Below are 24,280 nucleotides of genomic sequence, written 5' to 3'. Positions count from 1 at the left end.
GGCGAAGAGGTTGGGCCGCATGTAGGAGGCGGCGTCCCCCGTGAGTTCGGTGAGGTACTCCGTCAGTTCCTGTTTGGTGTTGCGCCAGGTGAAGTAGGTGTAGGACTGCTGGAAGCCGATCTGGGCGAGGGTCGCCATCATCGCGGGGCGGGTGAAGGCCTCGGCCAGGAAGATGACGTCGGGGTCGGTGCCGTTGATGTCGGCGATGACGCGTTCCCAGAAGGCGACGGGTTTGGTGTGGGGGTTGTCGACGCGGAAGATCCGCACGCCGTGGTCCATCCAGTGGCGCAGGATCCGCACGGTTTCCGCGTGGAGGCCGTCGGGGTCGGTGTCGAAGGCGAGGGGGTAGATGTCCTGGTACTTCTTGGGCGGGTTCTCCGCGTATGCGATGGTGCCGTCGGGGCGGTGGTGGAACCAGTCGGGGTGTTTGTGGACCCAGGGGTGGTCGGGGGAGCACTGGAGGGCGAGGTCGAGGGCGATCTCCAGGCCGTGGCGGTCGGCTTCGGCGACGAAGTGGTCGAAGTCGTCGAGGGTGCCCAGGGCGGGGTGGATGCTGTCGTGGCCGCCTTCGGGGGAGCCGATGGCCCAGGGGACGCCGACGTCGTCGGGGGTGGCGTCGAGGGTGTTGTTGCGGCCCTTGCGGTGGGTGGTGCCGATGGGGTGGACCGGGGGGAGGTAGACGACGTCGAAGCCCATGGCGGCGATGGCGGGCAGGCGTCGGGCGGCGGTGCGGAAGGTGCCGTGGGGCCGGTCGGGGGTGCCCTCGGAGCGGGGGAAGAACTCGTACCAGGCGCCGTACAGGGCGCGTTCCCGCTCGACGAGCAGGGGCAGCGGCTCGGAGGAGGTGACCAGGTCCCGCAGGGGATGCCGGGCCAGGACCGCGTCCACCTCCGGCGTCAACGCCGCCGCCAGCCGTGACGCGGGCGGCCGGCTCGCGTCCCGCAGCGCGTCGACGGCGGCCAGCAGTTCACGCCGGTCCGCGCGCCCGGACACGCCCACGGCGGCCCGTTCGTGGAGCAGGGCGCCCTCCTCCAGCACCAGGTCCGTGTCCATCCCCGCCGGAATCTTGATCCGCGCATGGTGCCGCCAGGTGGTGACCGGATCGCTCCACGCCTCCACGGTGTACGACCACCGTCCGGTCTCGCCCGCGGTGACGGTGGCGCCCCAGCGGTCGGTGCCCGGAGCCAGCTCCCGCATCGGCGTCCACGGCCCCGGCCGGCCCCGCGGATCCCTCAGGACGACATTGGCGGCGACCGCGTCGTGCCCCTCCCGGAACACGGTGGCGGAGACCTCGAACGACTCACCGGTGACGGCCTTGGCGGGCCTGCGTCCGCGCTGGACCACGGGCCGGACGTCCAGGACGGGGATGCGTCCGACGACGGTGCTGTCGCTGTGCGCGGGGGATGCTGACGAGTGGTGCGTGGCGGGCATGACCGCTCCTGTCCGCGTCAACTGGGTGGGCGGATGACTTCTGGGGAGGTGGGTCCTGCGAGGTGCGTGCGGGGCGTACCGCAGGAGCCTTCCCACACTCTTCCGGTGGGCAATCCGGCACTTTGTGAACTACTCGCGCGTATGTCGACAACACGACACACGCCACGGTCTGACCGTCGCTTTCCCGGATGTCGCTCCCGCAATCAGCGTTCGTCGCGACATGTGCAGCTTTCCTTGCGGGCCCAAGCGCCACAAGAAGGCAGACGGGGAAAGATCCGGCCATATCGACACGCCGTGCGCGTCAGTTCCTGTCCGGCGCATCGGGGCGAAGGCTCCAACATGGGACACATCGCGCGGTAACGTCGTGAGGGTGAAGGCGATCCGTCGACTGACCGTCCGTCCCGTTCTCCCCGACCCCCTCCGGCCGCTCAGTGATCTGGCCCGCAACCTGCGCTGGTCCTGGCACCCGGAGACCCGCGACCTCTTCCAGTCCGTCGACCCCGAGTGCTGGACCGCGTCCGGCCGCGACCCGGTACGGCTGCTCGGCACCGTCCGGCCCGCGCGCCTCGCGGAGCTGGCCGAGGACCGGCGCTTCCTGCGCCGGCTCACCGCGGTGGCCGACGACCTCGACCACTATCTGACCGGCGACCGCTGGTACCAGGCCCAGCCGGGCCGACTCCCCGCCGCCGTCGCCTACTTCTCGCCCGAGTTCGGCATCACCGCCGCGCTGCCCCAGTACTCCGGCGGACTCGGCATCCTGGCCGGCGACCACCTCAAGGCGGCCAGCGACCTGGGCGTGCCGCTCGTCGGCGTGGGCCTGCTCTACCGCCACGGCTACTTCCGCCAGTCCCTCTCCAGGGACGGCTGGCAGCAGGAGCACTACCCCGTCCTCGACCCCCACGAGCTGCCCCTCGCGCCCCTGAAGGAGCGCGACGGCACCCCGGCGCACGTCGCCCTCGCGCTGCCCGGCGGCCGGGAGCTGCGGGCCCGCGTCTGGCTGGCCCAGGTCGGCCGGGTGCCGCTGCTGCTGCTCGACTCCGACGTCGAGGAGAACGACCCCGGCGAACGCGGCGTCACCGACCGGCTCTACGGCGGCGGCAGCGAGCACCGGCTCCTCCAGGAGATGCTGCTCGGCATAGGAGGTGTCCGGGCGGTGCGCACGTACTGCCGGCTCACCGGCCACGCCGCGCCGGAGGTGTTCCACACCAACGAGGGCCACGCCGGCTTCCTCGGGCTGGAACGCATCGCCGAACTGTGCGACGAGGGGGCGGACTTCGGCTCCGCGCTCGAGGCGGTGCGGGCCGGCACCGTCTTCACCACCCACACCCCGGTCCCGGCCGGCATCGACCGCTTCGACCGCGAGCTGGTCGCCCGCCACTTCGGCCCCGACGCCGAACTCCCGCGCATCGACGTCGAGCGCGTCCTCAGGCTCGGCATGGAGACCTACCCCGGCGGCGAGCCGAACCTGTTCAACATGGCCGTCATGGGCCTGAGGCTCGCCCAGCGTGCCAACGGCGTCTCCCTGCTGCACGGCGGGGTCAGCCGCGGGATGTTCGCCGGACTGTGGCCCGGCTTCGACGCCGACGAGGTGCCCATCACCTCCGTCACCAACGGTGTGCACGCCCCGACCTGGGTGGCCCCCGAGGTGTTCCGGCTCGGCGCCCGGCAGATCGGCGTGCAGCGGGCCGAGGACGCGCTGGCCGTCGGCGGCTCGGACCGCTGGGACTCGGTCGCCGACATCCCCGACCAGGACATCTGGGAGCTGCGCCGCACCCTGCGCGCCCAGCTCGTCGAGGAGGTGCGCGAGCGGCTGCGGGCCTCCTGGCGGCAGCGCGGCGCCGGGACGGCCGAACTGGGCTGGATCGACGACGCCCTCGACCCGGACGTGCTCACCATCGGCTTCGCGCGGCGCGTCCCGTCGTACAAGCGGCTCACGCTGATGCTGCGCGACCGGGAGCGGCTGACGGAGCTGCTGCTGCACCCCGAGCGGCCGATCCAGATCGTCGTCGCGGGCAAGGCGCACCCGGCGGACGACGGCGGAAAGCGGCTGGTGCAGGAGCTGGTGCGGTTCGCCGACGACGCGCGGGTGCGGCACCGCATCGTGTTCCTGCCGGACTACGGCATGGGGATGGCGCAGAAGCTCTACCCGGGCTGCGACATCTGGCTGAACAACCCGCTGCGGCCCCTGGAGGCGTGCGGCACCTCCGGCATGAAGGCGGCGCTCAACGGCTGCCTCAACCTGTCGGTCCTCGACGGCTGGTGGGACGAGTGGTACCAGCCGGACTTCGGCTGGGCGATCCCCACCGCCGACGGCATCGGCACCGACCCCGACCGGCGCGACGCCATGGAGGCCAACGCCCTCTACGACCTGCTGGAGCAGCGGATCACCCCGCGCTTCTACGAGCGGGGCGCGAGCGGACTGCCCGACCGGTGGCTGGAGATGGTGCGCAGGACCCTCAGCCTGCTCGGCCCGAAGGTGCTGGCCGGCCGCATGGTCCGCGAGTACGTCGAACGGCTCTACGCGCCCGCCGCCGAGGCGCACCGCGCGATGGACCCGGACTCGGCGCGCGGGCTCGCCGAGTGGAAGGCGCGGGTGCGGACGGCCTGGCCGGGGGTGAGCGTCGACCACGTGGAGACGTCCGCCGCCACCGCCAGCGCCGAACTCGGCACCACGCTCGCCCTGCGGGTGCGGGTGAAGCTCGGCGAGCTCGCGCCGGAGGACGTGGAGGTGCAGGCGGTCTCCGGCCGGGTGGACTCCGAGGACCGGATCACCGACGCGGCCAAGGTGCCGCTGAAACCGGTGGGCGGACCCGACCTGGAGGGCCGCTGGGCCTACGAGGGCCCGCTCGCCCTGGACCGCACCGGCCCCTTCGGCTACACGGTCCGCGTCCTGCCCGCGCACCGGCTGCTCGCCTCCGGCGTGGAGACCGGCCTGGTCGCGGAGCCCTCGGGCGACCTGGTGGAGGCGGCGGGGCTGCTGATGCGGTGACCCCCCGGAGCAGCCGGGCGGGACGGGCGGCGGCGGGCGGCGGTGGCGAGGCGGGGCTCAGTCCTCCTCGTCGCCGCCGCTCAGCCGCCTGAGGACGGTGCCGCAGCGGCGGGCGTAGGCGTGCTGGAAGGCGCGGGCGGCCGGCCCGCCGGCCTTGGCGTACCACTTGGCGGGGCGGCTGAAGGCGGACACCGTCAGCCACACGGTGCCGTCACCCGTGCGGTCCACCACGAAGGCCTCCTCGCCGGACTCCGGGTGCCCGGGCAGCGTGCCGTAGGCCCAGCCGGCCCGGCGCGGCTCCTCCAGGGTCCACACCACCCGGCAGGGCGCCTTGATCATGCCGGCGAGGGTGACGGTGACGTCCACGCCGGGCGCGGCACGCTCCGCGCTCGCGTCGATGCCGACACCCATCTCCCGGTGCATCTCCCAGGTGAGCACGGCCTCGACCGCCCGCCGGAAGACCGGTTCGCCCTCCCCGAGGCGGGTGCGTACGTGCATGGGGCGGAAGCCGGGCGGGCACGCGCCCTGCTCGCGGGTGGCGCCGACGTCGTCGTACGTGAAGGACATGGGTCCCAAGGGTAGGGCGGCACCCGGGAACCGCTGGTTCCGGGTGCCGCCCGTCGCATGCGTGGCGGTCAGTTCACGTTGATCGCGGTCCAGGCCGCGCCCACCGTCTTGTACTCGGTGCTGTCGGCGCCGTACAGGTCGGACGCCGCGCTCAGGGTGGCCGTGCGGGCGTCGGCGTAGTCGGTCGTCGACGTCATGTACTCGGTCAGCGCCTTGTACCAGATCTGGAGTGCCTTGTCGCGGCCGATGCCGGTGACGGTGGAACCGTCGTGGGTCGGCGAGTCGTAGTCGACCCCGTCGACCGTCCGGGCCCCGCTGCCCTCCGACAGGAGGAAGAAGAAGTGGTTGGCGGGACCGGACGAGTAGTGCACGTCGACGCCGCCGAGACCCGAGTCCCAGTAGTCCTTGGACGCGCCGTCCTTGCTGGGCTTGTCCATGTAGCGCAGCGGGGTGCCGTCGCCGTTGATGTCGATCTGCTCGCCGATGAGGTAGTCGCCCTTGTCGGCCGAGCTGTTCGCGAAGTACTCCACGCCGGTGCCGAAGATGTCGCTGGTCGCCTCGTTGAGGCCGCCGGACTCGCCGCTGTAGTTGAGTCCCGCGGTGTTGGAGGTGACGCCGTGGGTCATCTCGTGCGCGGCCACGTCGATGGAGGTGAGCGGGTTGGTGTTGCCCGAGCCGTCGCCGTAGGTCATGCAGAAGCACTGGTCCGACCAGAAGGCGTTGACGTAGTTGCTGCCGTAGTGGACGCGGGAGTAGGCCGCCTTGCCGTCGTTCTTGATGCCGTTGCGGCCGAAGCTCTCCTTGTAGAAGTCCCAGGTGACCTGGGCGCCGTAGGCGGCGTCGACGGCGGCGGTCTGGTCCTGCGGGTCGCTGGAGGCGGCGCCGGTGCCCCAGGTGTCGTCGGCGTCGGTGAACAGGGTGCCGGTGCCGGAGGTCTTGCGGGCCAGGTTGTACGTCTTGTGGCCGCCGCGCCCGGTGTCGAGGAGCTGGTACGACGACCCCGACTTGGTGGTGCCGAGTTCGACCGTGCCCGAGTAGAGGCTCTTGCCGGAGCCGGTCTGGATGCCCTGGTACTCGTACAGCTTGGCGCCGGTGGCGGCGTCGGTGACGACGTGCAGCTCGTTCGGGGTGCCGTCGTCCTGGAAGCCGCCGACCACGGTCTCGTAGGCGAGGACGGGCTTGCCCTCGGCGGCCCAGATCACCTTGCGGGGCGCGGAGTCGGCCGCGGTCTTCGAGGACCCGGCGTCCTTCGCCGCGGACAGCGCCTGCTGCTCGGCCTTGGCCGCCTTGACCTTGGGCGTGACCGTGGCCACCTTGATGGCGGCCTTCGTCGCCTTGGTGACGCCTTCGGTGGCGCCGGACTTCGAGCGGTGCACGACGAGGTCGCCGCCGAGGACGGGCAGGCCGTCGTAGGTGCGCTCGTAGCGGGTGTGCACGGTGCCGTCGCGGTCCTTGACCACGTCCTTGACGACCAGCTTCTCCTTGGCGCCGAGGCCGATCTCCCGGGCGGCACCGGCCGCGCCGGCCTGCTGCTCCTGTATGAGCGCGCTGCGGGCGGTGTCCGACAGCAGGACGGGGGCGCCCGCGAGCGCCGACGGCGCGGTGCTGTCGGCGGCCGCGTTGCCCGCGGTCAGACCGGTGGTGAGCATCGCTCCGGCGGCGACCGCGGTGGCCAGGGCCAGCGTGGTGCGCTTGTGGCGCGCGAAGAGGGAGGACACACAAGCTCCTTCGGTGGGGGGATCCGGTCGGCGTGGGGTGTCCGGCCGGTTGCTGCGAAGTTGTGCGGCGGGTGACGGAAGACTGACACCGAGAGCGCGTACATGTCAGGAGGGCTTGATGATGTTGGCCGAAAACAGTCGGCCGGTTGTGTGGGCATGAATTGTGAAGGACATGAAGAGGGCGCCGCCCCGGAGGAGTCGAACCTCCGGAGCGGCGCCCTGTCCTGGGGTGGTGCACCCGCGGGCCGGCCGGCCTACGGGAAGGTGAGCCGCCAGGCGTCGATGTAGCCGGTGTCCGCCGGGCCCTGGTCCTGGACTCGGAGCTTCCAGGTGCCGTTGTCCGTCTCGGAGGAGGCGTTGACCGTGTAGGTCTCGTGCACGTCCTCCGCCGGGTCCCAGCCGCTGTTCTTCAGGCGGTACGTCGAGCCGTCCGGCGCGACCAGGTCGATCCGCAGGTCACCGCGCCAGCTGTGCACGATGTCCACGCCCACCTGGAGGTTGCTCGGCGCCTTGCCGGTGCGGCCGGAGACCGTGATGGACGAGGTGACCGCCGACCCGTAGTCGGGGATGTTCACGTTCGTGTCGTTCTCGAACGTGCCGCCGTCCCCGGGGTCGGGGTCGCCGCCACCGGGCCGGGAGCCGACGTTGATGCCCGCCCACGCGTTCGCCACCGCGGTGTACTCGGCGCTGCTGGTGCCGTACAGCTCACCGGCCGCCGCGAGGGTGCCGGTGCGGGCGCCCGCGTAGTTGGTGGTCGACGTGAACTTGGTGGTCAGCGCGCGGAACCAGATCTTCTCCGCCTTGGCGCGGCCTATGCCGGTGACCGGGAGGCCGTCCGAGGTGGGCGAGTTGTACGTGACACCGTTGATGGTCTTGGTGCCGCTGCCCTCGCTCAGCAGGTAGAAGAAGTGGTTGGCCGGGCCCGACGAGTAGTGCACGTCGGCGTTGCCGAGGCCCGAGAACCAGTTGTCGTAGGACGCGCCGTCCTTGCTGGGCTTGTCCATGTAGCGCAGCGGGGTGCCGTCGCCGTTGATGTCGATCTCCTCGCCGATGAGGTAGTCACCGACGTCCGAGGAGTTGTTGGCGTAGAACTCGACCGACGTGCCGAAGATGTCGGACGTGGCCTCGTTCAGACCGCCGGACTCGCCGCTGTAGTTGAGGCCCGCGGTGTTGGACGTGACGCCGTGGGTCATCTCGTGCCCGGCCACGTCGATGGCGGTGAGCGGGTTGGAGTTGTTGATCCCGTCGCCGTAGGTCATGCAGAAGCAGCTGTCCGACCAGAACGCGTTGACGTAGGCGTTGCCGTAGTGGACCCGGCTGTACGCCGCCACACCGTCGCCGCGGATGCCCGAGCGGCCGTGCACGTTCTCGTAGTAGTCCCAGGTCAGCGCGGCCCCGTAGTGGGCGTCGGCGCCGGCGGTCTCCGGGTCGGAGGAGCTGCCGTTGCCCCACACGTCGTCGGAGTTGGTGAACAGCGAACCGGTGCCCGAGGTCCGGCCGCCCAGGTTGTACGTCTTGTGGTTGCCGCGCGCGGTGTCGGTCAGCGTGTACGACGACCCGGACTGCGCGGTGCCGAGCGTCACGGTGCCGCTGTACGTGGTGTGACCGGTGCCGTTCTCGATGCCCTGGTACTCGTACAGCTTGGCGCCGGTGGCGGCGTCCGTGACGACGTGCAGCTCGTTGGGGGTGCCGTCCTCCTGGAGGCCGCCCACCACCGTCTCGTACGCCAGGACGGGCGTACCGTTGCCGGCCCAGATCACCTTGCGCGGGGCGCGGTCGGCGTCCGGCTGCTCGGCCCCGGCCGCCTTCGCGGCGGACACCGCCTGCGTCTCAGCCTTCGCGGCGGAGATCTTCGGCGTCACGGAGGCCGGCCTGATGGCCTTCGCCGTGGCCTTGACGACCTGCTCGGTCTTGCCCGCGTCACTGGCCACCACGAGGTCGCCGCCGAGGACGGGCAGGCCGTCGTAGGTGCGCTCGTAGCGGGTGTGCAGGGTGCCGTCGCGGTCCTTGGCCACGTCCCGGACGACCAGCTTCTCCTTGGCGCCCAGACCCAGCTCGTCGGCGGTCTTCGCCTTGGTGGCGTTGGCGTCGCGGATCAGCTCGGCGCGCTGGGCCGGGCTGAGCTTCACCAGCTCGTTGCCCTTCGCGGGCGACGGGTCGGGGGCCGCGGTGGCGGTGCCGGACTGGACCGCCGTGGCGATCAGCGCGGCGACACCGGCCAACGCGACGGCCGCGGCACGCCGGTGCGTGGTGCGGCGGGAGGTGGTGTGGGAGGTGCGTCTGTGGGGAGTACTGCTGCTCAACACTGACTCCTTCTGCGTGGCCACGGGTTGCGCGGCCAGGGGAGACCGGCCGGCGGGTGGCCGGCCGGGCGGAACTGTGCGGTACGCAGAAACCTGGTGCTAGGAGCTGGCCTCGGCACAGCGCTCGTGGGGAAGCTGTGGGGGCACTGTGAAGGGGCCGACGGAAGAGTGGCAGGAGAAAGCGCTACTTGTCAGGAGCGCGTCACTAAGTTGGCTGGAAATGGTCCGTTGACCGGGCGTTCACGTTCGATAAACGGAATCGTTGCCGTCCGGGGCCGGTTACTGTCCGGCCGGTCAGTACCCGGCGGACGGCTCCCCGTGCCAGGAACCCCACAGGGCCGCGTACGCCCCGCCCGCCGCCACCAGTTCGTCGTGCGTGCCCAGCTCGGTCAGCAGACCGCCCTCCATCACCGCCACCCGGTCGGCGTCGTGCGCGGTGTGCAGGCGGTGTGCGATGGCGATGACCGTACGGCCCTTCAGCACGGCGGCCAGCGCCTGCTCCGTGTGCCGGGCCGTCGTCGGGTCCAGCAGGGCGGTGGCCTCGTCCAGGATCAGCGTGTGCGGGTCGGCCAGCACCACCCGGGCCAGGGCGAGCTGCTGGGCCTGCGAGCCGTCCGTGGCGTGCGCGTGCTCCTTCGCCCCCAGCTCGGCGCCGAGGCCCCCGGGCAGCTCCCGCACCCACCCCTCGGCGCCCACCGCGGCGAGCGCCGCCCACAACGCGTCGTCCGTGGCGGCCGGTTCCGCGATGAGGAGGTTGTCGCGGACCGTGCCCAGGAACACGTGGTGCTCCTGGGTGACCAGCACCACCTGACGGCGCAGCCGCTCCGGGCCCAGGGCGACCACGGGCACCCCGCCCACCGTCACCGAGCCCTCCGTCGGCGCGTCGACGCCCGCGAGGAGCCGGCTCAGCGTGGTCTTGCCCGCCCCCGAGGGACCGACGACCGCCAGCCGCTCGCCCGGCCGCACGGTCAGGTCCACCCCGCGCAGCACCTCGCCGCCCCGGTCGTAGGCGTACCGCACCCCGGACACGTCGATACGGTCGTCCGCCGGGACCGCCGACCCGTCCGCCGCCGCCCGCGGAGCGCCCGCCAGCCCCTCCACGCGGGCGAAGGAGGCGGCACCGGCCTGCAACTGCTCGACCCGCATCAGCACCTCGTCGAGCGGCCCCGCCAGCTGCTGGAGGTACACGGCGCAGGACACCACCGCGCCGAGGCTCGCCGACCCGTGCGCGTGCAGCACCCCGCCGAGCAGCAGCACGCCCGCCACGGGAAGGACGTAGGAGACGTCCACCGCCGGGAAGAACACACTGCGCAGGAAGAGCGTGCGGAACCGGGTGCGCCGCGAGACCTCCAGCGCCGCACGGTTCGTCTCCACGCGCCGCTCCGCCAGCCCGAACGCCTCGACCGTACGGGCCCCCGACACCGTGGCCGCGAGGCTCTCGGCGACGCCCGAGTTGGCCGCGCCCTCGGCGAGATAGGCGGCCCGCGCCCGCCGCAGGTACCAGCGCAGCACCACCCAGGCCGGCGTCAGACCCAGCACCCCGACCAGGCCGAGGAGCGGGTCCAGCACGAACACCGCGCCGATGAGGAACAGCGCCTGTACGGCGTTGACCAGCAGCTCAGGTCCCGCGTCGCGCAGCGTCGTGCCGACGGCCGTCACGTCGGCGGTACCGCGCGTCGTCAGGTCGCCGGTCCCGGCCCGCTCCACCACCGACGCGGGCAGCGCCAGCGCCCGGTCCACGTACCGCTCGCGCACCCGGGCGAGCGTCCGCTCCCCGAACCGGTGCCCCACGTAGCGCGCCCAGCGGGCCAGCAGCAACTGCGCCAGCGAGCACAGCAGGATGGCGAGGGCCATCCGGTCCACCGCGTCGACCCCGCCCCCGCCGCGCACCTCGTCGACGATCCGGCCCAGCAGCCACGGCCCCGCGAGCCCGGCCAGCGCGGCCAGCGCGTTGAGGCCCAGGACGACGGCGAAGGGCCTCCGGTCGGCGCGCACGAGGCCGGCTGCGGCGCGGCGGACGTCGGTGGGCTCGGCTACGGGCAGGTGGGTCATCGGGCGGGCTCCCCTTCCGCGGCGGCCTCTTCCGCGGCGGCTTCGCCGTCTCGCGCGACCAGGGCGCGGTACCCCGGTTCGGTGTCCAGGAGTTCACGGTGGGTGCCTGTGGCGGCGACCTTGCCGTCGACCAGGTGGTGCACGACGTCCGCGCGGTCGAGGAGGAGCGGGGAGGTGGCGGCCAGCACGGTCGTACGGTCCTTGCGGGCCGCTCTGAGGCGGTCGGCCACGGTGGCCTCCGTGTGGGCGTCCAGGGCGGAGGTGGGTTCCGCGGCGAGGAGGATCTCGGGGTCGGTGAGGAGGGCGCGGGCGAGGCGGATCCGTTGGCGTTGTCCGCCGGACAGGTTTCGGGCCTGGGCCTCGATGGGGGTTCCGAGGCCGTCGGGGAGGGCGCGGACGATGTCTTCGGCGGCGGCTGAGTGAAGGGCCTGCGTGAGGAGAGCCAACTCGTCAGCCCGGATTCGTGGTTCCGCGTCTGCGGGTGTGTGGTGGCTTGTCGCGCGGTTCCCCGCGCCCCTGGGGCCGGTTTCCTGAGCGCCTACCACTTCGTGCAGGGGGCCTGCGAAGAGGTCGGCTTCCGGGGCCGCGACCAGGATGCGCGCTCGTACCTGTGCCAGCGGAATCTCGGCCAGCGGGACGTCTCCCCAGGTCGCGTCCGACGGGATGTAGCGGCCCAGGCGGTCCAGGATCTCCGTGGCGTCGGACGGGTGGGACGTGGCCAGGGCGGTGAGGCGGCCGGGGAGGACACGGACGCCCGAGGCCGGGTCGTGGAGCACGGCCGGTTCCGCGGGAGCCTCCCGGGTGCCCTCGTCCCGGGGCGGCTCCAGGCGGAGGAAGGCGACGACCCGGCGGGCGGCGACCACGCCGCGGCTGAGCTGGTGGCCCATCTCGATGAGGAACGCCACCGGCCAGCCCAGCGCGACGACATAGCCGTACACCGACACCAGTTCGCCCACGCTGATCCGGCCCTGGGCGGCCAGCCGCGCGCCCAGCCAGGTCACCAGGGCCAGGAACAGCATCGGCAGCCCCACCCCGAGGGCCTGGATCCAGCTGGTCACCGCGCCGACCCGATAACCCTGCTCGCGCAGCCGGCCCGAGTCGCCGCGGAACGCGTCCGCGACCAGGCCCTTGCCGCCCAGCCCGTTCAGCACCCGCAGCCCGCCCGCGAGGTCGCCGATCCGCGCGGTCAGGACGGACTGGCGCTCCCGGTACTCGGTCTCCCTGCCCTGCAACCGGCCCATCAGCGGGCCGATGACCAGCGCGAGCAGCGGCACCCCGAGCAGCACCACCAGGGCGAGCCGGACCGACACCGACACCATCAGTCCGCCGACCACCGCGTAGGCGACGACCGCCCCGACGCCCGGCCCCACGGCCGTCAGGGACGCGCTGATGGTCTGCACGTCGCCCACCCCGATGGTGACGACCTCGCCGGTCCCCACCTGACTCCGCAGCGCGGCGCCGAGCCGTGTGGCGTGGCCGACGACCACCTTGACGGTGCGGAAGTTGGCGTCCATCCGCACCTTGGTCATCGTGCGGTGCCGCAGCACGCCCAGCCACGCGTTGATCCCGCCGACGGCGACCATGGCGCCCGTCCAGCCCGCCAGCGCGCCCAGATCACCCGGCTCCAGGCCGTGGTCGACGGCCCGGGCCATCAGGTACGGCGTCGCCGCCAGCAGCACCATCCAGACGCTGGCGAACACCGCCCCCGCCAGACACCGCGGCCACTGCCGCCGGACCAGCCACGCCAGGTACCACCAGCCGCCCCGGCGCTCCGGCGGCCCCGGGTCCTCGTACGCGTCGATCCTCACGCCAGGCTGTCCCGCCACGCCCGGTGCAGGTCCGCGAACCGGCCCGTGCCCGCGATCAGTTCGTCCGGGGCGCCGTCCTCCACGATCCGGCCGTGCTCCATCACCAGCACGCGGTCGGCGATCTCCACGGTGGACAGCCGGTGCGCGATCACCACCGCCGTACGGCCCTTCAGCACCGTCGTCATCGCCCGCTGCACCGCCCGCTCCCCGGGGATGTCCAGCGAACTGGTCGCCTCGTCCAGGATCAGCACCGCCGGGTCCGCGAGCAGCGCCCGCGCGAACGCCACGAGCTGCCGCTGGCCGGCGGAGATCCGGCCGCCCCGCTTGCGCACGTCCGTGTCGTAGCCGTCCGGCAGCGCGGCGATGAAGTCGTGGGCACCGATCGCCTTCGCGGCCCGCTCGATCTCCTCCCGCGTCGCCTCCGGACGGCCGATCGCGATGTTGTCGGCGACCGTGCCGGAGAACAGGAACGCCTCCTGCGTCACCATCACCACCCCGCGCCGCAGTTCCGGCACGGCCAGGTCGCGCAGGTCGGTGCCGTCCAGCAGGACCCGCCCGTCGGAGGGGTCGTAGAACCGGGCGAGCAGCTTGGCCAGCGTCGACTTGCCCGCACCGGTCGAGCCGACGACGGCGACCGTCTGCCCGGCCGGCAGCGTCAGCTCGAAGCGCGGCAGCACCTCGCCGCCGGTGCGGTAGCCGAAGCTCACCGAGTCGAAGACGACCTCGCGGCCGGGGTGCTCCGACTCCAGCGGCGGCAGCTCCTTCGGCGCGGCCGGCTCGGGCACCGACGGCGTCTGGGCCAGCAGCCCGGCGATCTTCTCCAGCGAGGCCGCCGCCGACTGGTACGAGTTCAGGAACATGCCCAGCCGGTCGATCGGGTCGTACAGGCGGCGCAGGTACAGCACCGCCGCGGCCAGCACACCGAGCGCCAGGGTGCCGTCCGCGACGCGGTAGGCGCCCCACAGCACGATCCCCGCGACGGCCGTGTTGGCGACCAGCCGCGAACCGACGACGTAACGGGCCATCTCCAGCAGCGCGTCGCCGTTGGTCCGCTCGTGGTGGCGGTTCAGGACCGCGAAGTCGGCGTCGTTGACGGCCTCCCGGCGGAAGGCGCGCACCGGCCGGATGCCGTTCATGGTCTCCACGAACTTCACGATCACCGACGCGATCGCCGTGGACCGCTGCCGGTACACCCGCCCCGCGCGCCGCTGGTAGAGCCGTACCAGACCGTACAGCGGCACGAACGACGCCACCGCGACGGCGCCGAGGCCCAGGTCGAGCCAGAGCAGCAGCGCGGCGATGTAGACGAAGGACAGGACGACCGTCACCAGCTCCTGGAGCCCCTCGTCGAGCAGTTCGCGCAGCGACTCCACGTCGGTGGTGGAACGGGAGATGAGGCGGCCCGAGGTGTAGCGCTCGTGGAAGTCGACGCTCAGCGCCTGCGCGTGCCGGAAGATGCGTCCGCGCAGGTCGAGCAGGACGTCCTGGTTGACCCGGGCCGCCGCCGCGATGAAGGCGTACTGGAGGCCGCCCGCCGTCAGCGAGCACAGCAGGTAGCCGGCGCCCACCGCGATCAGCGGACCGTGGTCGTCGTCCCGCAGGGCCGGCACGGCGTGGTCGATGGCGTACGCCACCAGCAGCGGGCCCGCCTGCACGGCCGCCTGCTGGAGCAGCAGGAGCAGGATCGTGAGCGCGACCCGGGCCTTCCGCGGCGCCAGCAGGGAGCGCAGCAGGGCGCCGGTCGCGCCGGGCGGGCTGGGCAGGACGTCCCGGTCGAACGAGTCGTCGTCGACGGCGGAGGTGCGGGCCCCGGCCTCGACGGGGTCCCCGTGCTCCGGGTCCTCCGGCTGTTCCCTGCCCGGCGCGGTGGCGGTGGGCGCGGTCATCTGCCGTTTCCTTCCTGGGGTCCCTCGTCGGTCTCGTGCCCGTCGAGCCCGGACATCAGATGGGCGTACTCGGGGCTGGTGCGCAGCAGTTCGTGATGGGTGCCGACGGCGGTGATCCGGCCCCCGGAGAGCAGGGCGACGCGGTCGGCGAGCAGGACGGTGGAGGGGCGGTGCGCCACGATCAGCGCCGTGGTGTCGGCGAGCACCTGCCGCAGGGCGGCCTCCACGGCGGCCTCCGTGTGCACGTCCAGCGCGGACAGCGGGTCGTCCAGGACGAGGAACCTCGGCCTGCCCACCACCGCCCGCGCGAGCGCGAGGCGCTGACGCTGGCCGCCGGAGAGGCTGAGGCCCTGCTCGCCGACCTGGGTGCCGGTGCCCTGGGGGAGCGCGTGCGCGAAGTCGGCCTGCGCGACGGCGAGGGCCCGGTCCAGCTCCTCGTCGCCGGCGCCCGCACCGGCACCCATCAGCACGTTCTCACCGACGGTGGCCGAGAAGAGGGTGGGCTCCTCGAAGGCCACGGCGACCATGGCGCGCAGCTCCTCGCGCGACAGGGTGGTGATGTCCGCGCCGTCCAGCGTGATCCGGCCCTCGGTCACCTCGTGCAGACGGGGGACGAGCGCGGTCAGCGTCGTCTTGCCGCTGCCGGTGGCACCGACCAGGGCCATGGACTCACCGGGGCGGATGTGCAGGTCGACGTCCGTCAGCAGGGGCGTGGAGTCGGGGTGCGCGTCGGGGTACCGGAACCGCACGTGCTCGAACCTGAGCCCCCCAGCCGCGGGCAGTCGTGCCTCCCCGCGTGCCTGAACGGCCCGGGAGGCACCCCGCAACGCCGGGCCGCGCTCCCCGCCCCCCAGCACCGACGCAGGGTCACCGGCACCCCCCGCCGACTCCACCTCCGCGTCCATCACCTCGAAGTACCGGTCCGTGGCCGTCGCCGCCTCCTGGCTCATCGCCAGCAGGAAGCCGATGGACTCCACCGGCCACCGCAGCGCCAGCGCCGTGGACAGGAACGCCACCAGCGTCCCCGCCGACAGCGCCCCGTCCGCCACCTGCACCGCCCCGACCACCAGCGCCGCCCCGATCGCCACCTCGGGCAGGGTCACGATGACCGCCCAGATGGCCGCCAGGAGCCGGGCCTTGCGCAGCTCCGTGCCCCGCAGGGTGTGCGACAGCTCGTGGAAGGCACGGGCCTGGCTGCGGTGCCGGCCGAAGCCCTTGATGATCCGGACGCCGAGCACGCTCTCCTCGACCACGGTCGTCAGATCCCCGACCTGGTCCTGCGCGCGCCGCGCCACCGCGGAGTACTTCTTCTCGAAGATCCCGCACGTGATCATCACCGGAATGGCGGGCCCCAGGATGACCAGTCCCAGCGTCCAGTCCTGGACCAGCATGATGCCCACGCCGATCAGGATCGTGACGCCGTTGACCAGCAGGAACGTCAGCGGGAAGGCGAGGAACATGCGGAGCAGCATCAGGTCGGTCGTCCCGCGCGACAGCAACTGCCCCGAGGCCCAGCGGTCGTGGAAGGCCACCGGCAGCCGTTGCAGGTGCCGGTAGAGGTCCGCGCGCATGCCCGCCTCGACCCCCGCGAGCGGCCGGGCCACCAGCCACCGCCGCAGCCCGAACAGCAGCGCCTCCGCCACCCCGAGGAGCAGCAGGTACAGCGCCCCGAGCCACACGCCCGACGGGTCGCCGTCGGCGACCGGCCCGTCCACCATCCACTTCAGGACGAGCGGGATCACGAGACCCACGCAGGAGGCGAGGATCGCTGTCACCGCGGCCGTCCCCAACCGCGCGCGCACCGGCCGTACGTAGGGCCACAGCCGCAGCAGGGCACGTACGGTGGAACGCCTCTCGGCAGCGTCCGGTGCGGGGTCCGGGGCGAGATCCGTGGCGGGGGCAGGTTTCGTGGGCATCAGCAGCGAGCCTACGGTTCACCACTGACACTGCCCACCGAGTTTTCGACCCCGCCCGGGGTCGTACGGGAGCCCCGCCGGGGTCGTACGGGAGCCCCGCGGGGTCGTACCGGCGCATCAACCGATCGGCTGATGCGCCTTCGAGCGCGTCGGCCGATGTGCCGGACCCCCGGCCGCCGGGACGCTGGTGCCATGCCCGTCATCGAAGTCACCGACCTGCGCAAGTCCTACGGGGGCCGCCCCGTCGTCGACGGTGTGTCCTTCGCCGTCGAGGAGGGCGAGATCTTCGGCGTCCTCGGCCCCAACGGCGCCGGCAAGACCACCACCGTCGAGTGCGTCGAGGGACTGCGCGTCCCCGACGCGGGCCGGGTCCGGGTCACCGGGCTCGACCCCGTCGCCGACCACCGTCGGGTCGCCGAGGTCCTCGGCGCCCAGCTCCAGCAGAGCGAACTCCAGGCCAAGCTCACCGTCCGCGAGGCCCTGGAGCTGTACGCCGCCCTCCACCCGAAGCCGGCCGACTGGCGCCCGCTCGCCGAGCGGCTCGGCCTGGGCCCGATGCTGAACACCCGGTTCGGCAAGCTCTCCGGCGGTCAGAAGCAGCGCCTGTTCATCGCGCTGGCCCTGGTCGGCGACCCCCGCGTCGTCGTCCTCGACGAGCTGACCACCGGCCTCGACCCGCGGGCCCGCCGGGAGACCTGGCAGCTGATCGAGGACATCCGCGCCGGCGGGGTCACGGTCCTCCTCGTCACGCACTTCATGGAGGAGGCCCAGCGCCTGTGCGACCGGATCGCGGTGATCGACCGGGGCCGCGTCGCCGCCCTCGACACCCCGGCCGGACTGATCCGGCGCTCGGCGGGCGCCACCGTCATCAGCTTCACCCCGTCCGCGCCCCTGGAGGAGGCCGACCTGCGCGCACTGCCCGAACTGGCCTCCGCCGACTTCAAGGACGGCCGCGTCACCCTGTCCGGCACGGACGAGACGGTCAACGCCGTCGTCACCCTGCTCGCCCGCACCCGCGTCACCGCCCACCAGCTCCGGGTCACCGACACCACGCTGGACGACGCCTTCCTGGACCTCACGGAGGCCACCGCATGAAGACCGGCATCTCCACCGACGTCTTCGACACCGCCGTACTGAGGACCGAGCTGCGGCTGTTCCGGCGTGAACCCGGCGCCCTGTTCTGGATGCTGGTGTTCCCGACCCTGCTGCTGGTGATCCTCGGCTCCATCCCGTCCTTCCGCGAGGCCGACGCCGCCTACGGCGGACTGCGCCCGGTCGACGCCTACGTGCCGGTGGCCGTGCTGCTCGGCCTGACCGTCGGCGGACTCCAGGGCATGCCGCAGGTCCTCACCGGCTACCGGGAGCGCGGCATCCTGCGCCGGATGTCCGCCACCCCGGTGCGTCCAGCGGCGCTGCTGTCCGCGCAGATGGCGGTGTGCGGCGGCGCCGCCCTGGTCTCCGCGCTGCTCGCGCTCGCCGTCGGCCGGCTCGCCTTCGACGTGGCGCTGCCCGGACAGCCCGTCGGCTACCTCCTCGCGCTGCTCCTCGCCGTGCTCGCCGCGCTGTCCCTGGGCGCCGTGCTCTCCGCCCTGTCCCGCACCACGAAGATCGCGGGCGCGGTCGGGTCGGCCGCGCTGTTCCCGGCGATGTTCTGCGCGGGTGTGTGGCTGCCGGTGCAGGCCATGCCGGACCTGCTCGGCCGGGTCGTGGGCTGGACGCCCTTCGGCGCCGCCGCGCAGGCCCTCAACGAGGCCGCCGCCGGTGACTGGCCGGGCTGGTCCCACCTGGCGGTGCTGGTGGCCTGGACGGTGCTGCTCACGGCGGCGGCCTCGCGCTGGTTCCGCTGGGAATGAACGGGCCGATGGCCGACACTGGCCCGATGACCGACGCGGGAACCGTCGAGCGCCAGTGGACGGCGTTCCACCAGTGGGGGCCCTACGGCCTGCTCGCCGTCGGCACGGCCGTCGCCGCGGCCGCCTCCGACCTGGTCGGCATGACCGTGCGCGAGTGGTACCTCGCGGGCGCCCTGATCGCCGTCGCGGTCGGCATGCAGCTGGGGTGGAGCAGAACGGCCCGTACCCGGACCGGGCCGACCCCGGTGAGCGTCTGCCTCTACTTCGTGCGCTGCGCCGTCGCCTTCGTCCTGGCCTGGCTCAACCCGCTCTTCGGTTTCTACGCGTACGCCGGCTACTTCGGGGTGGACCGGCTGCTGCCGCCCCGGTTGCGCAAGCCGGGACTGTTCCTGACGGCGGTGACGATCGCGGGCTCGCAGTCGGGCGGGATGCCGCCGGACGACGCGACGGGATGGGTGCTCTTCGGCGCGATCCTCACGGTCAACGTCGTCCTCCTCGTCGTCTTCGCCCGCCTCGCCGAGGCGGAGGACGCCCGCGGCCGGGCCCGGGTCGAGACCATCACCGAACTGGAGCGCACCAACACCGCTCTGCAACAGGCCCTCGACGAGAACGCCGCCCTCCATGCCCAGCTCCTCGTCCAGGCCCGGGAGGCCGGGGTCGCCGACGAGCGCAGGCGGCTGGCCGCCGAGATCCACGACACCCTCGCCCAGGGCCTGACCGGCATCATCGCCCAGCTCCAGGTCGTCGCGGCCGCTCCGGACCCGGCGCTCGGCCGCGAGCACCTGGACCGGGCCCTCGCCCTGGCCCGGCACAGCCTCGGCGAGGCCCGCCGCTCCGTGCACAACCTGTCACCGGCCGCCCTCGCCGAAGACGGACTGCCGGACGCGCTGAAGAAGACGGTGACCGAGTGGGGCGAACGCACGGGCGTCCGGGCCCGGTTCACCGTCACCGGCACCGCCGAGCACCTCCACGACGAGGTCGCCGCCACCCTCCTGCGCATCGCCCAGGAGGCCCTGTCCAACACGGCCCGGCACGCCGCCGCCGACCGGGTCGGCGTCACCCTCTCCTACATGGGCGACGAGGTCACCCTCGACATCCGCGACGACGGCCGGGGCTTCGACCCGCTGACCGCGCGGCGGCGCACCCCCGCCGGAGGCTTCGGCCTGGACGGCATGCGGGCCCGCGCCGAACGCATCGCCGGCTCCCTCACCGTGGAGGCGGAACCGGGGCACGGCACGGCCGTCTCGGCTCGCGTACCGTTGGTCCGCCATGACCGATGACGCCGTGATCTCCCTCCTCGTCGTCGACGACCACCCGGTCGTCCGCGACGGCCTGCGCGGCATGTTCGAGTCCGCGCCCGGCTTCCGCGTCCTGGGCGAGGCGGCGAGTGGCGTCGAGGCGCTGGAACGGGCCGCCGCGCTCGACCCCGACGTGATCCTCATGGACCTGCGGATGCCGGGCGGTTCGGGCGTGGACGCCATCCGCGAACTGACCCGGCGGGGCGCCCGCGCGAGGGTCCTCGTGCTCACCACGTACGACACCGACTCCGACACCCTGCCCGCGATCGAGGCGGGCGCGACCGGCTACCTCCTCAAGGACGCGCCCCGCGACGACCTGTTCACCGCGGTCCGCGCGGCGGCCGAGGGGCGTACGGTCCTCTCCCCGGCGGTCGCCTCCCGCCTGGTCTCCGCCGTCCGCGCCCCGAAGACACCGGGCGGCGAGCCCCTGTCCGCCCGCGAGCGCGAGGTGCTCGCCCTGGTGGCGCGCGGCACCTCCAACAAGGAGATCGCCCGGGAGCTGTTCATCAGCGAGGCGACCGTGAAGACCCACCTCACCCACCTGTACGCGAAGCTCGGCGTGAGCGACCGGGCGGCGGCCGTCGCGAAGGCGTACGAGCGGGGCATCCTCGGCTGAACGGGCCGCGCCGCGCCGGCCGGCCGGGACCGGTCCCGCTCGCGACGGCCGCACCGGCCGGCCGGGCCTTCGCGCTCACCCCGCCCGCAGCAGCAGCACCGTCCGCCCCGGCACCGTGATCCCCACCCCCGCCGGGTGCACGGCGCCCGGTGCCTCCTCCTGCTCCTCCCGGCCGGTGTCGACGACCACCTCGTACCGCTCCGCCCACGGGGCGCCCGGCAGGACGAAACCGGCCGGCTCCGCGCCCGCGTGCAGGACGGCCAGGAAACTGTCGTCGGTGATCGGGTCACCGTGCTCGTCGCGGCCCGGGATGTCCCGCCCGGACAGGTACATGCCGAGGGTGGCGGCGGGGGCGTACCAGTCCCGCTCCGTCATCTCCGTGCCGCCCGCGGTGAACCAGGCCAGGTCGCGCAGGCCGTCCGCGGACTGCGCCCGGCCGGAGAAGAAGGCCCGGCGGCGCAGGACGGGATGCCGGTGGCGCAGGGCGATCAGCCGGGCGGCCAGCTCGAACAGCGGGCGCCACTCCGGGTCGTCCCGCAGGCTCCAGTCCACCCAGCCGGTCTCGTTGTCCTGGCAGTAGGCGTTGTTGCTGCCGCGCTGGGTGCGGCCCATCTCGTCGCCCGCGACCAGCATCGGCACCCCGGTCGACAGCAGCAGCGTGGTCAGCAGGTTGCGCAACTGGCGGCGGCGCAGCGCCCGTACGTCCGCGTCGTCCGTCTCCCCCTCCGCGCCGCAGTTCCAGGACCGGTTGTCGTCCGTGCCGTCCCGGTTGCCCTCGCCGTTGGCCTCGTTGTGCTTGCGCTCGTACGACACCAGGTCGCGGAGGGTGAAGCCGTCGTGCGCGGTGACATGGTTGACCGACGCGTACGGGCGCCGCCCGCCCCACGCGTACAGGTCGCTGGAGCCCGACAGGCGGTAGCCCATCTCCCGCACGTCCGGCAGCGCGTGCCGCCAGAAGTCCCGCACCGCGTTCCGGTAGCGGTCGTTCCACTCGGTCCACAGCGGCGGGAACGCCCCCACCTGGTAACCGCCCGAGCCCACGTCCCACGGCTCGGCGATCAGCTTCACCCGGCGCAGCACCGGGTCCTGGGCGATCACCGCGAGGAACGGGGAGAGCATGTCGACGTCGTGCATCGAACGGGCCAGCGCCGCCGCCAGGTCGAACCGGAAGCCGTCCACGCCCATCTCGGTGACCCAGTACCGCAGCGAGTCGGTGATCAGGCGCAGCACGTGCGGCTGGACGACGTGCAGGGTGTTGCCGCAGCCGGTGTAGTCGGCGTACCGGCGGGCGTCCGGCTGGAGGCGGTAGTAGCCGCGGTTGTCGATGCCCTTCAGAGAGAGCGTCGGGCCCAGCTCGCCCGCCTCCGCCGTGTGGTTGTAGACCACGTCGAGGATCACCTCGATGCCGGCCGCGTGCAGCGCGCGCACCATCCGCTTGAACTCGCCGACCTGCTCACCGGCGGTGCCGGCGGCGGCGTAGGCGGCGTGCGGGGCGAAGTAGCCGACCGAGTTGTAGCCCCAGTAGTTCCTCAGGCCGCGCTCCAGCAGGTGGCTCTCGTGCGCGAACTGGTGCACCGGCAGCAGCTCCACCGCCGTCACGCCCAGCCGCGTCAGGTGCCCGATGGCCGCCGGGTGCGCGAGGCCCGCGTAGGTGCCGCGCAGCTCCGGCGGGATGTCCGGGTGCAACTTGGTGAAGCCGCGCACGTGCAGCTCGTAGATGACCGAGTCCGCCCACGGCGTCTTGGGCCGGCGGTCGTACGTCCATTCGTCGTCGGTGGCGTCGTCATGGACCACGACGCCCTTGGGGACGTGCGGCGCCGAGTCCCGGTCGTCGCGCACGGTGTCCGCGACCCGCTGCTCCGGCCAGTCCCGCACGTGGCCGTACACCTCGGGCGGCAGGCCGAAGTCGCCGTCCACGGCGCGGGCGTACGGGTCGAGGAGCAGCTTCGCCGGGTTCCAGCGGGCGCCGGTCCAGGGGTCCCAGCGGCCGTGCACCCGGTAGCCGTAGCGCTGCCCGGGCAGGACGCCCGGCACGAAGCCGTGCCAGATCTCGTGCGTCAGCTCGGTCAGCCGTACCCGGCTCTCCCCGGCGGCCGGACCCGGCCCGTCGAACAGGCACAGCTCCACCGCCTCCGCCCCGCCCGCCCACAGCGCGAAGTTGGTCCCCGCCACCTGGTCCGGGCCGGTCCGGAACCGGGCACCCAGCGGCACCGGGGTGCCCGGCCGGGCCGGCACGGCGGGCGGCGGAGCGGCGCGGCGCGTGCCGTTCACCACGACGGCGGGGCGCGCGTCCGCGGTGGACCGCCCGTCCGCGGCGGCCCGCTTCCCGGCCGTCGCCTCCTGCTCGGCTGCGCTGGACACCTGTCAGCCTCCCACGGCTCGTGGAACGACGTCCGGCAGGAGGGCGTGCGGCGTCCCGGCCGCTGCTCCCCGTCGCGTCGTCCTCCCCACAGTTCTGCCCACCGGGTGGCTCGCACTCACGTTTCCCCGGGGCCCACCGGTCGTTACGGGTGGATGTGAGGCACGTACACGGGCGCGCACGGCGCGCGGGCGCCGCTCTGGCCGCCCTACTGACATGGGCAGGACTGCTGGCCGGGGCCGCCGGATGCACCGCGGACGGCGGTGGCGCCGGGTCCGGCATCGGCTCGGGCATCGGCGAGATGTTCGGCAAACGACCCGCCGCCGAGGACGTCATCCGCGTCACCCCGGACGACGGGAGCAAGGCCGTCGCGCCGGAGAAGAAACTGTCGGTACGGGTGCCCGACGGGCGCCTGGAGTCGGTGAAGGTCGTCAGGTCGCAGGACGCGCAGGAGACCCCGGTGCCCGGCCGGATCTCCGAGGACGGCCTGAGCTGGCGGCCCGACGACGACCGGCTCGCCCTCGCCGCCAAGTACACGGTCGACGCCGTCGCCCTGGACGGCGGCGGACACCGCTCGGCCCGGCACACCACGTTCACCACCAAGGTCCCCGAGGAACGCTTCATCGCCTACGTCGCCCCCGAGAACCGCTCGGTCGTCGGCACCGGCATGATCGTCTCGCTGGAGTTCAACCGGGAGATCACCGACCGCGCCGCCGTCGAACGCGCCGTCACGGTCACCGCGGAGCCCGCCGTCGAGATCCGCCCCCACTGGTTCGGCAAGGACCGCCTCGACTTCCGGCCGAAGGATTACTGGAAGCCCGGCACCGAGGTCACCGTCGACCTGAGGCTGCGGGACGTCGAGGGCGCGAAGGGGGTCTACGGACTCCAGCACAAGAAGGTCTCCTTCACCGTCGGACGCAGCCAGGTCTCCCGCGTCGACGCCCTGGAGCGGACCATGGAGGTGCGCCGGGACGGCACCCTGCTGGCCACCGTGCCGATCACCGCGGGGGCGCCGACGACGCCCACGTACAACGGCCGCATGGTGATCACCGAGATGCTCGAGGTCACCCGTATGAACAGCCGCACGGTCGGCTTCGGCGGGGAGTACGACATCCCCGACGTCCCGCACGCCATCCGCCTGACCAGCTCGGGCACCTTCCTGCACGGCAACTACTGGGCGCCCGTGGAAACCTTCGGCCGGGCCAACGTCAGCCACGGCTGCATCGGACTGCGCGACGACAAGGGCGGCGGTTCCGGCACCCCGGCGGGCTGGTTCTTCGACCGCAGCCTCATCGGCGACGTCGTCGAGGTGGTCCACAGCAAGGACAGGACGGTCGCCCCCGACAACGGGCTCGGTGGCTGGAACATGAAGTGGAAGGAGTGGAAGGCGGGCCGCGCGGTGAAGTGACGCCGACGCCCCCTCCGGCCCCCGGCCGCCAACTCGGTACGGAACGGTGACAATTCACCTGTCCCGTAACCCTTTG

The 24,280-nt window shown here is 73.0% G+C and carries 15 protein-coding genes; 6 read left to right on the top strand and 9 right to left on the bottom strand.

Annotation, left to right across the window (positions count from 1 at the left end; translation table 11 throughout):
* The coding region (locus Sco07f_RS39020; RefSeq protein ID WP_108990730.1) for a maltotransferase domain-containing protein at positions 1-1,431 on the bottom strand (1,431 nt) is incomplete at its 3' end.
* Between the two features lie 370 nt (positions 1,432-1,801).
* Here Sco07f_RS39020 and Sco07f_RS39015 point away from each other — a divergent pair.
* Positions 1,802-4,420: a glycosyltransferase family 1 protein gene (locus Sco07f_RS39015; protein ID WP_054102056.1), complete on the top strand. Its 2,619-nt coding sequence runs from the start codon at positions 1,802-1,804 to the stop codon at positions 4,418-4,420.
* Between the two features lie 57 nt (positions 4,421-4,477).
* On the opposite strand, the gene Sco07f_RS39010 is transcribed toward Sco07f_RS39015, so the two are convergent.
* From Sco07f_RS39010 to Sco07f_RS38980, 7 genes are all read right to left on the bottom strand, one after another.
* Entirely contained in the window at positions 4,478-4,987 is a 510-nt protein-coding gene (locus tag Sco07f_RS39010; protein ID WP_007444697.1) for a DUF1990 domain-containing protein, read from the bottom strand.
* 68 nt (positions 4,988-5,055) lie between these two features.
* Entirely contained in the window at positions 5,056-6,705 is a 1,650-nt protein-coding gene (locus tag Sco07f_RS39005) for a M4 family metallopeptidase (RefSeq protein WP_108990728.1), read from the bottom strand.
* A 254-nt stretch (positions 6,706-6,959) separates the two neighbouring features.
* Entirely contained in the window at positions 6,960-9,008 is a 2,049-nt protein-coding gene (locus Sco07f_RS39000; RefSeq protein WP_167468353.1) for a M4 family metallopeptidase, read from the bottom strand.
* A gap of 294 nt (positions 9,009-9,302) precedes the next feature.
* The gene (locus Sco07f_RS38995) at positions 9,303-11,060 is read right to left on the bottom strand and encodes an ABC transporter ATP-binding protein (RefSeq protein ID WP_108990726.1); all 1,758 of its coding nucleotides are present in this window, start codon (positions 11,058-11,060) and stop codon (positions 9,303-9,305) included.
* The gene (locus Sco07f_RS38990; protein WP_108990725.1) at positions 11,057-12,868 is read right to left on the bottom strand and encodes an ABC transporter transmembrane domain-containing protein; all 1,812 of its coding nucleotides are present in this window, start codon (positions 12,866-12,868) and stop codon (positions 11,057-11,059) included. The genes Sco07f_RS38995 and Sco07f_RS38990 overlap by 4 nt, the downstream gene beginning before the upstream one ends.
* Positions 12,865-14,754, bottom strand: a complete 1,890-nt coding sequence (locus Sco07f_RS38985; protein WP_108990724.1) for an ABC transporter ATP-binding protein — start codon at positions 14,752-14,754, stop codon at positions 12,865-12,867. Before Sco07f_RS38985 ends, Sco07f_RS38990 begins: the two co-directional genes overlap by 4 nt.
* Positions 14,751-16,670, bottom strand: a complete 1,920-nt coding sequence (locus Sco07f_RS38980; protein WP_108990723.1) for an ABC transporter ATP-binding protein — start codon at positions 16,668-16,670, stop codon at positions 14,751-14,753. The genes Sco07f_RS38985 and Sco07f_RS38980 overlap by 4 nt, the downstream gene beginning before the upstream one ends.
* Positions 16,671-16,862: 192 nt before the next feature.
* On the opposite strand from Sco07f_RS38980, the gene Sco07f_RS38975 reads away from it, so the two are divergent.
* From Sco07f_RS38975 to Sco07f_RS38960, 4 genes are read left to right on the top strand one after another with little or no spacing between them, the layout of a single operon-like run.
* Entirely contained in the window at positions 16,863-17,765 is a 903-nt protein-coding gene (locus Sco07f_RS38975; protein ID WP_007444705.1) for an ABC transporter ATP-binding protein, read from the top strand.
* Positions 17,762-18,523: an ABC transporter permease gene (locus Sco07f_RS38970; protein ID WP_063789657.1), complete on the top strand. Its 762-nt coding sequence runs from the start codon at positions 17,762-17,764 to the stop codon at positions 18,521-18,523. The genes Sco07f_RS38975 and Sco07f_RS38970 overlap by 4 nt, the downstream gene beginning before the upstream one ends.
* A 26-nt stretch (positions 18,524-18,549) precedes the next feature.
* A complete protein-coding gene (locus Sco07f_RS38965; RefSeq protein ID WP_239109844.1) occupies positions 18,550-19,803 on the top strand; it encodes a sensor histidine kinase in 1,254 nt (417 codons plus the stop codon).
* The gene (locus tag Sco07f_RS38960) at positions 19,793-20,437 is read left to right on the top strand and encodes a response regulator (protein WP_108990721.1); all 645 of its coding nucleotides are present in this window, start codon (positions 19,793-19,795) and stop codon (positions 20,435-20,437) included. The genes Sco07f_RS38965 and Sco07f_RS38960 overlap by 11 nt, the downstream gene beginning before the upstream one ends.
* A gap of 75 nt (positions 20,438-20,512) precedes the next feature.
* On the opposite strand, the gene glgX is transcribed toward Sco07f_RS38960, so the two are convergent.
* The gene (gene glgX, locus Sco07f_RS38955) at positions 20,513-22,798 is read right to left on the bottom strand and encodes a glycogen debranching protein GlgX (protein WP_108990720.1); all 2,286 of its coding nucleotides are present in this window, start codon (positions 22,796-22,798) and stop codon (positions 20,513-20,515) included.
* Positions 22,799-22,953: 155 nt separating this feature from the next.
* Between glgX and Sco07f_RS38950 the strand changes: the two genes are divergently transcribed.
* On the top strand, positions 22,954-24,204 hold the full coding sequence (locus Sco07f_RS38950; RefSeq protein WP_108990719.1) for a L,D-transpeptidase: 1,251 nt from the start codon (positions 22,954-22,956) through the stop codon (positions 24,202-24,204).
* Positions 24,205-24,280 lie beyond the last annotated feature (76 nt).

The organism is Streptomyces coelicoflavus (assembly GCF_003112555.1).
GTDB classification, from domain to species: Bacteria; Actinomycetota; Actinomycetes; order Streptomycetales; family Streptomycetaceae; genus Streptomyces; species Streptomyces coelicoflavus.
Note: the sequence above shows the minus strand (reverse complement) of the source record. Positions and strands in the feature narration are given on the sequence as shown.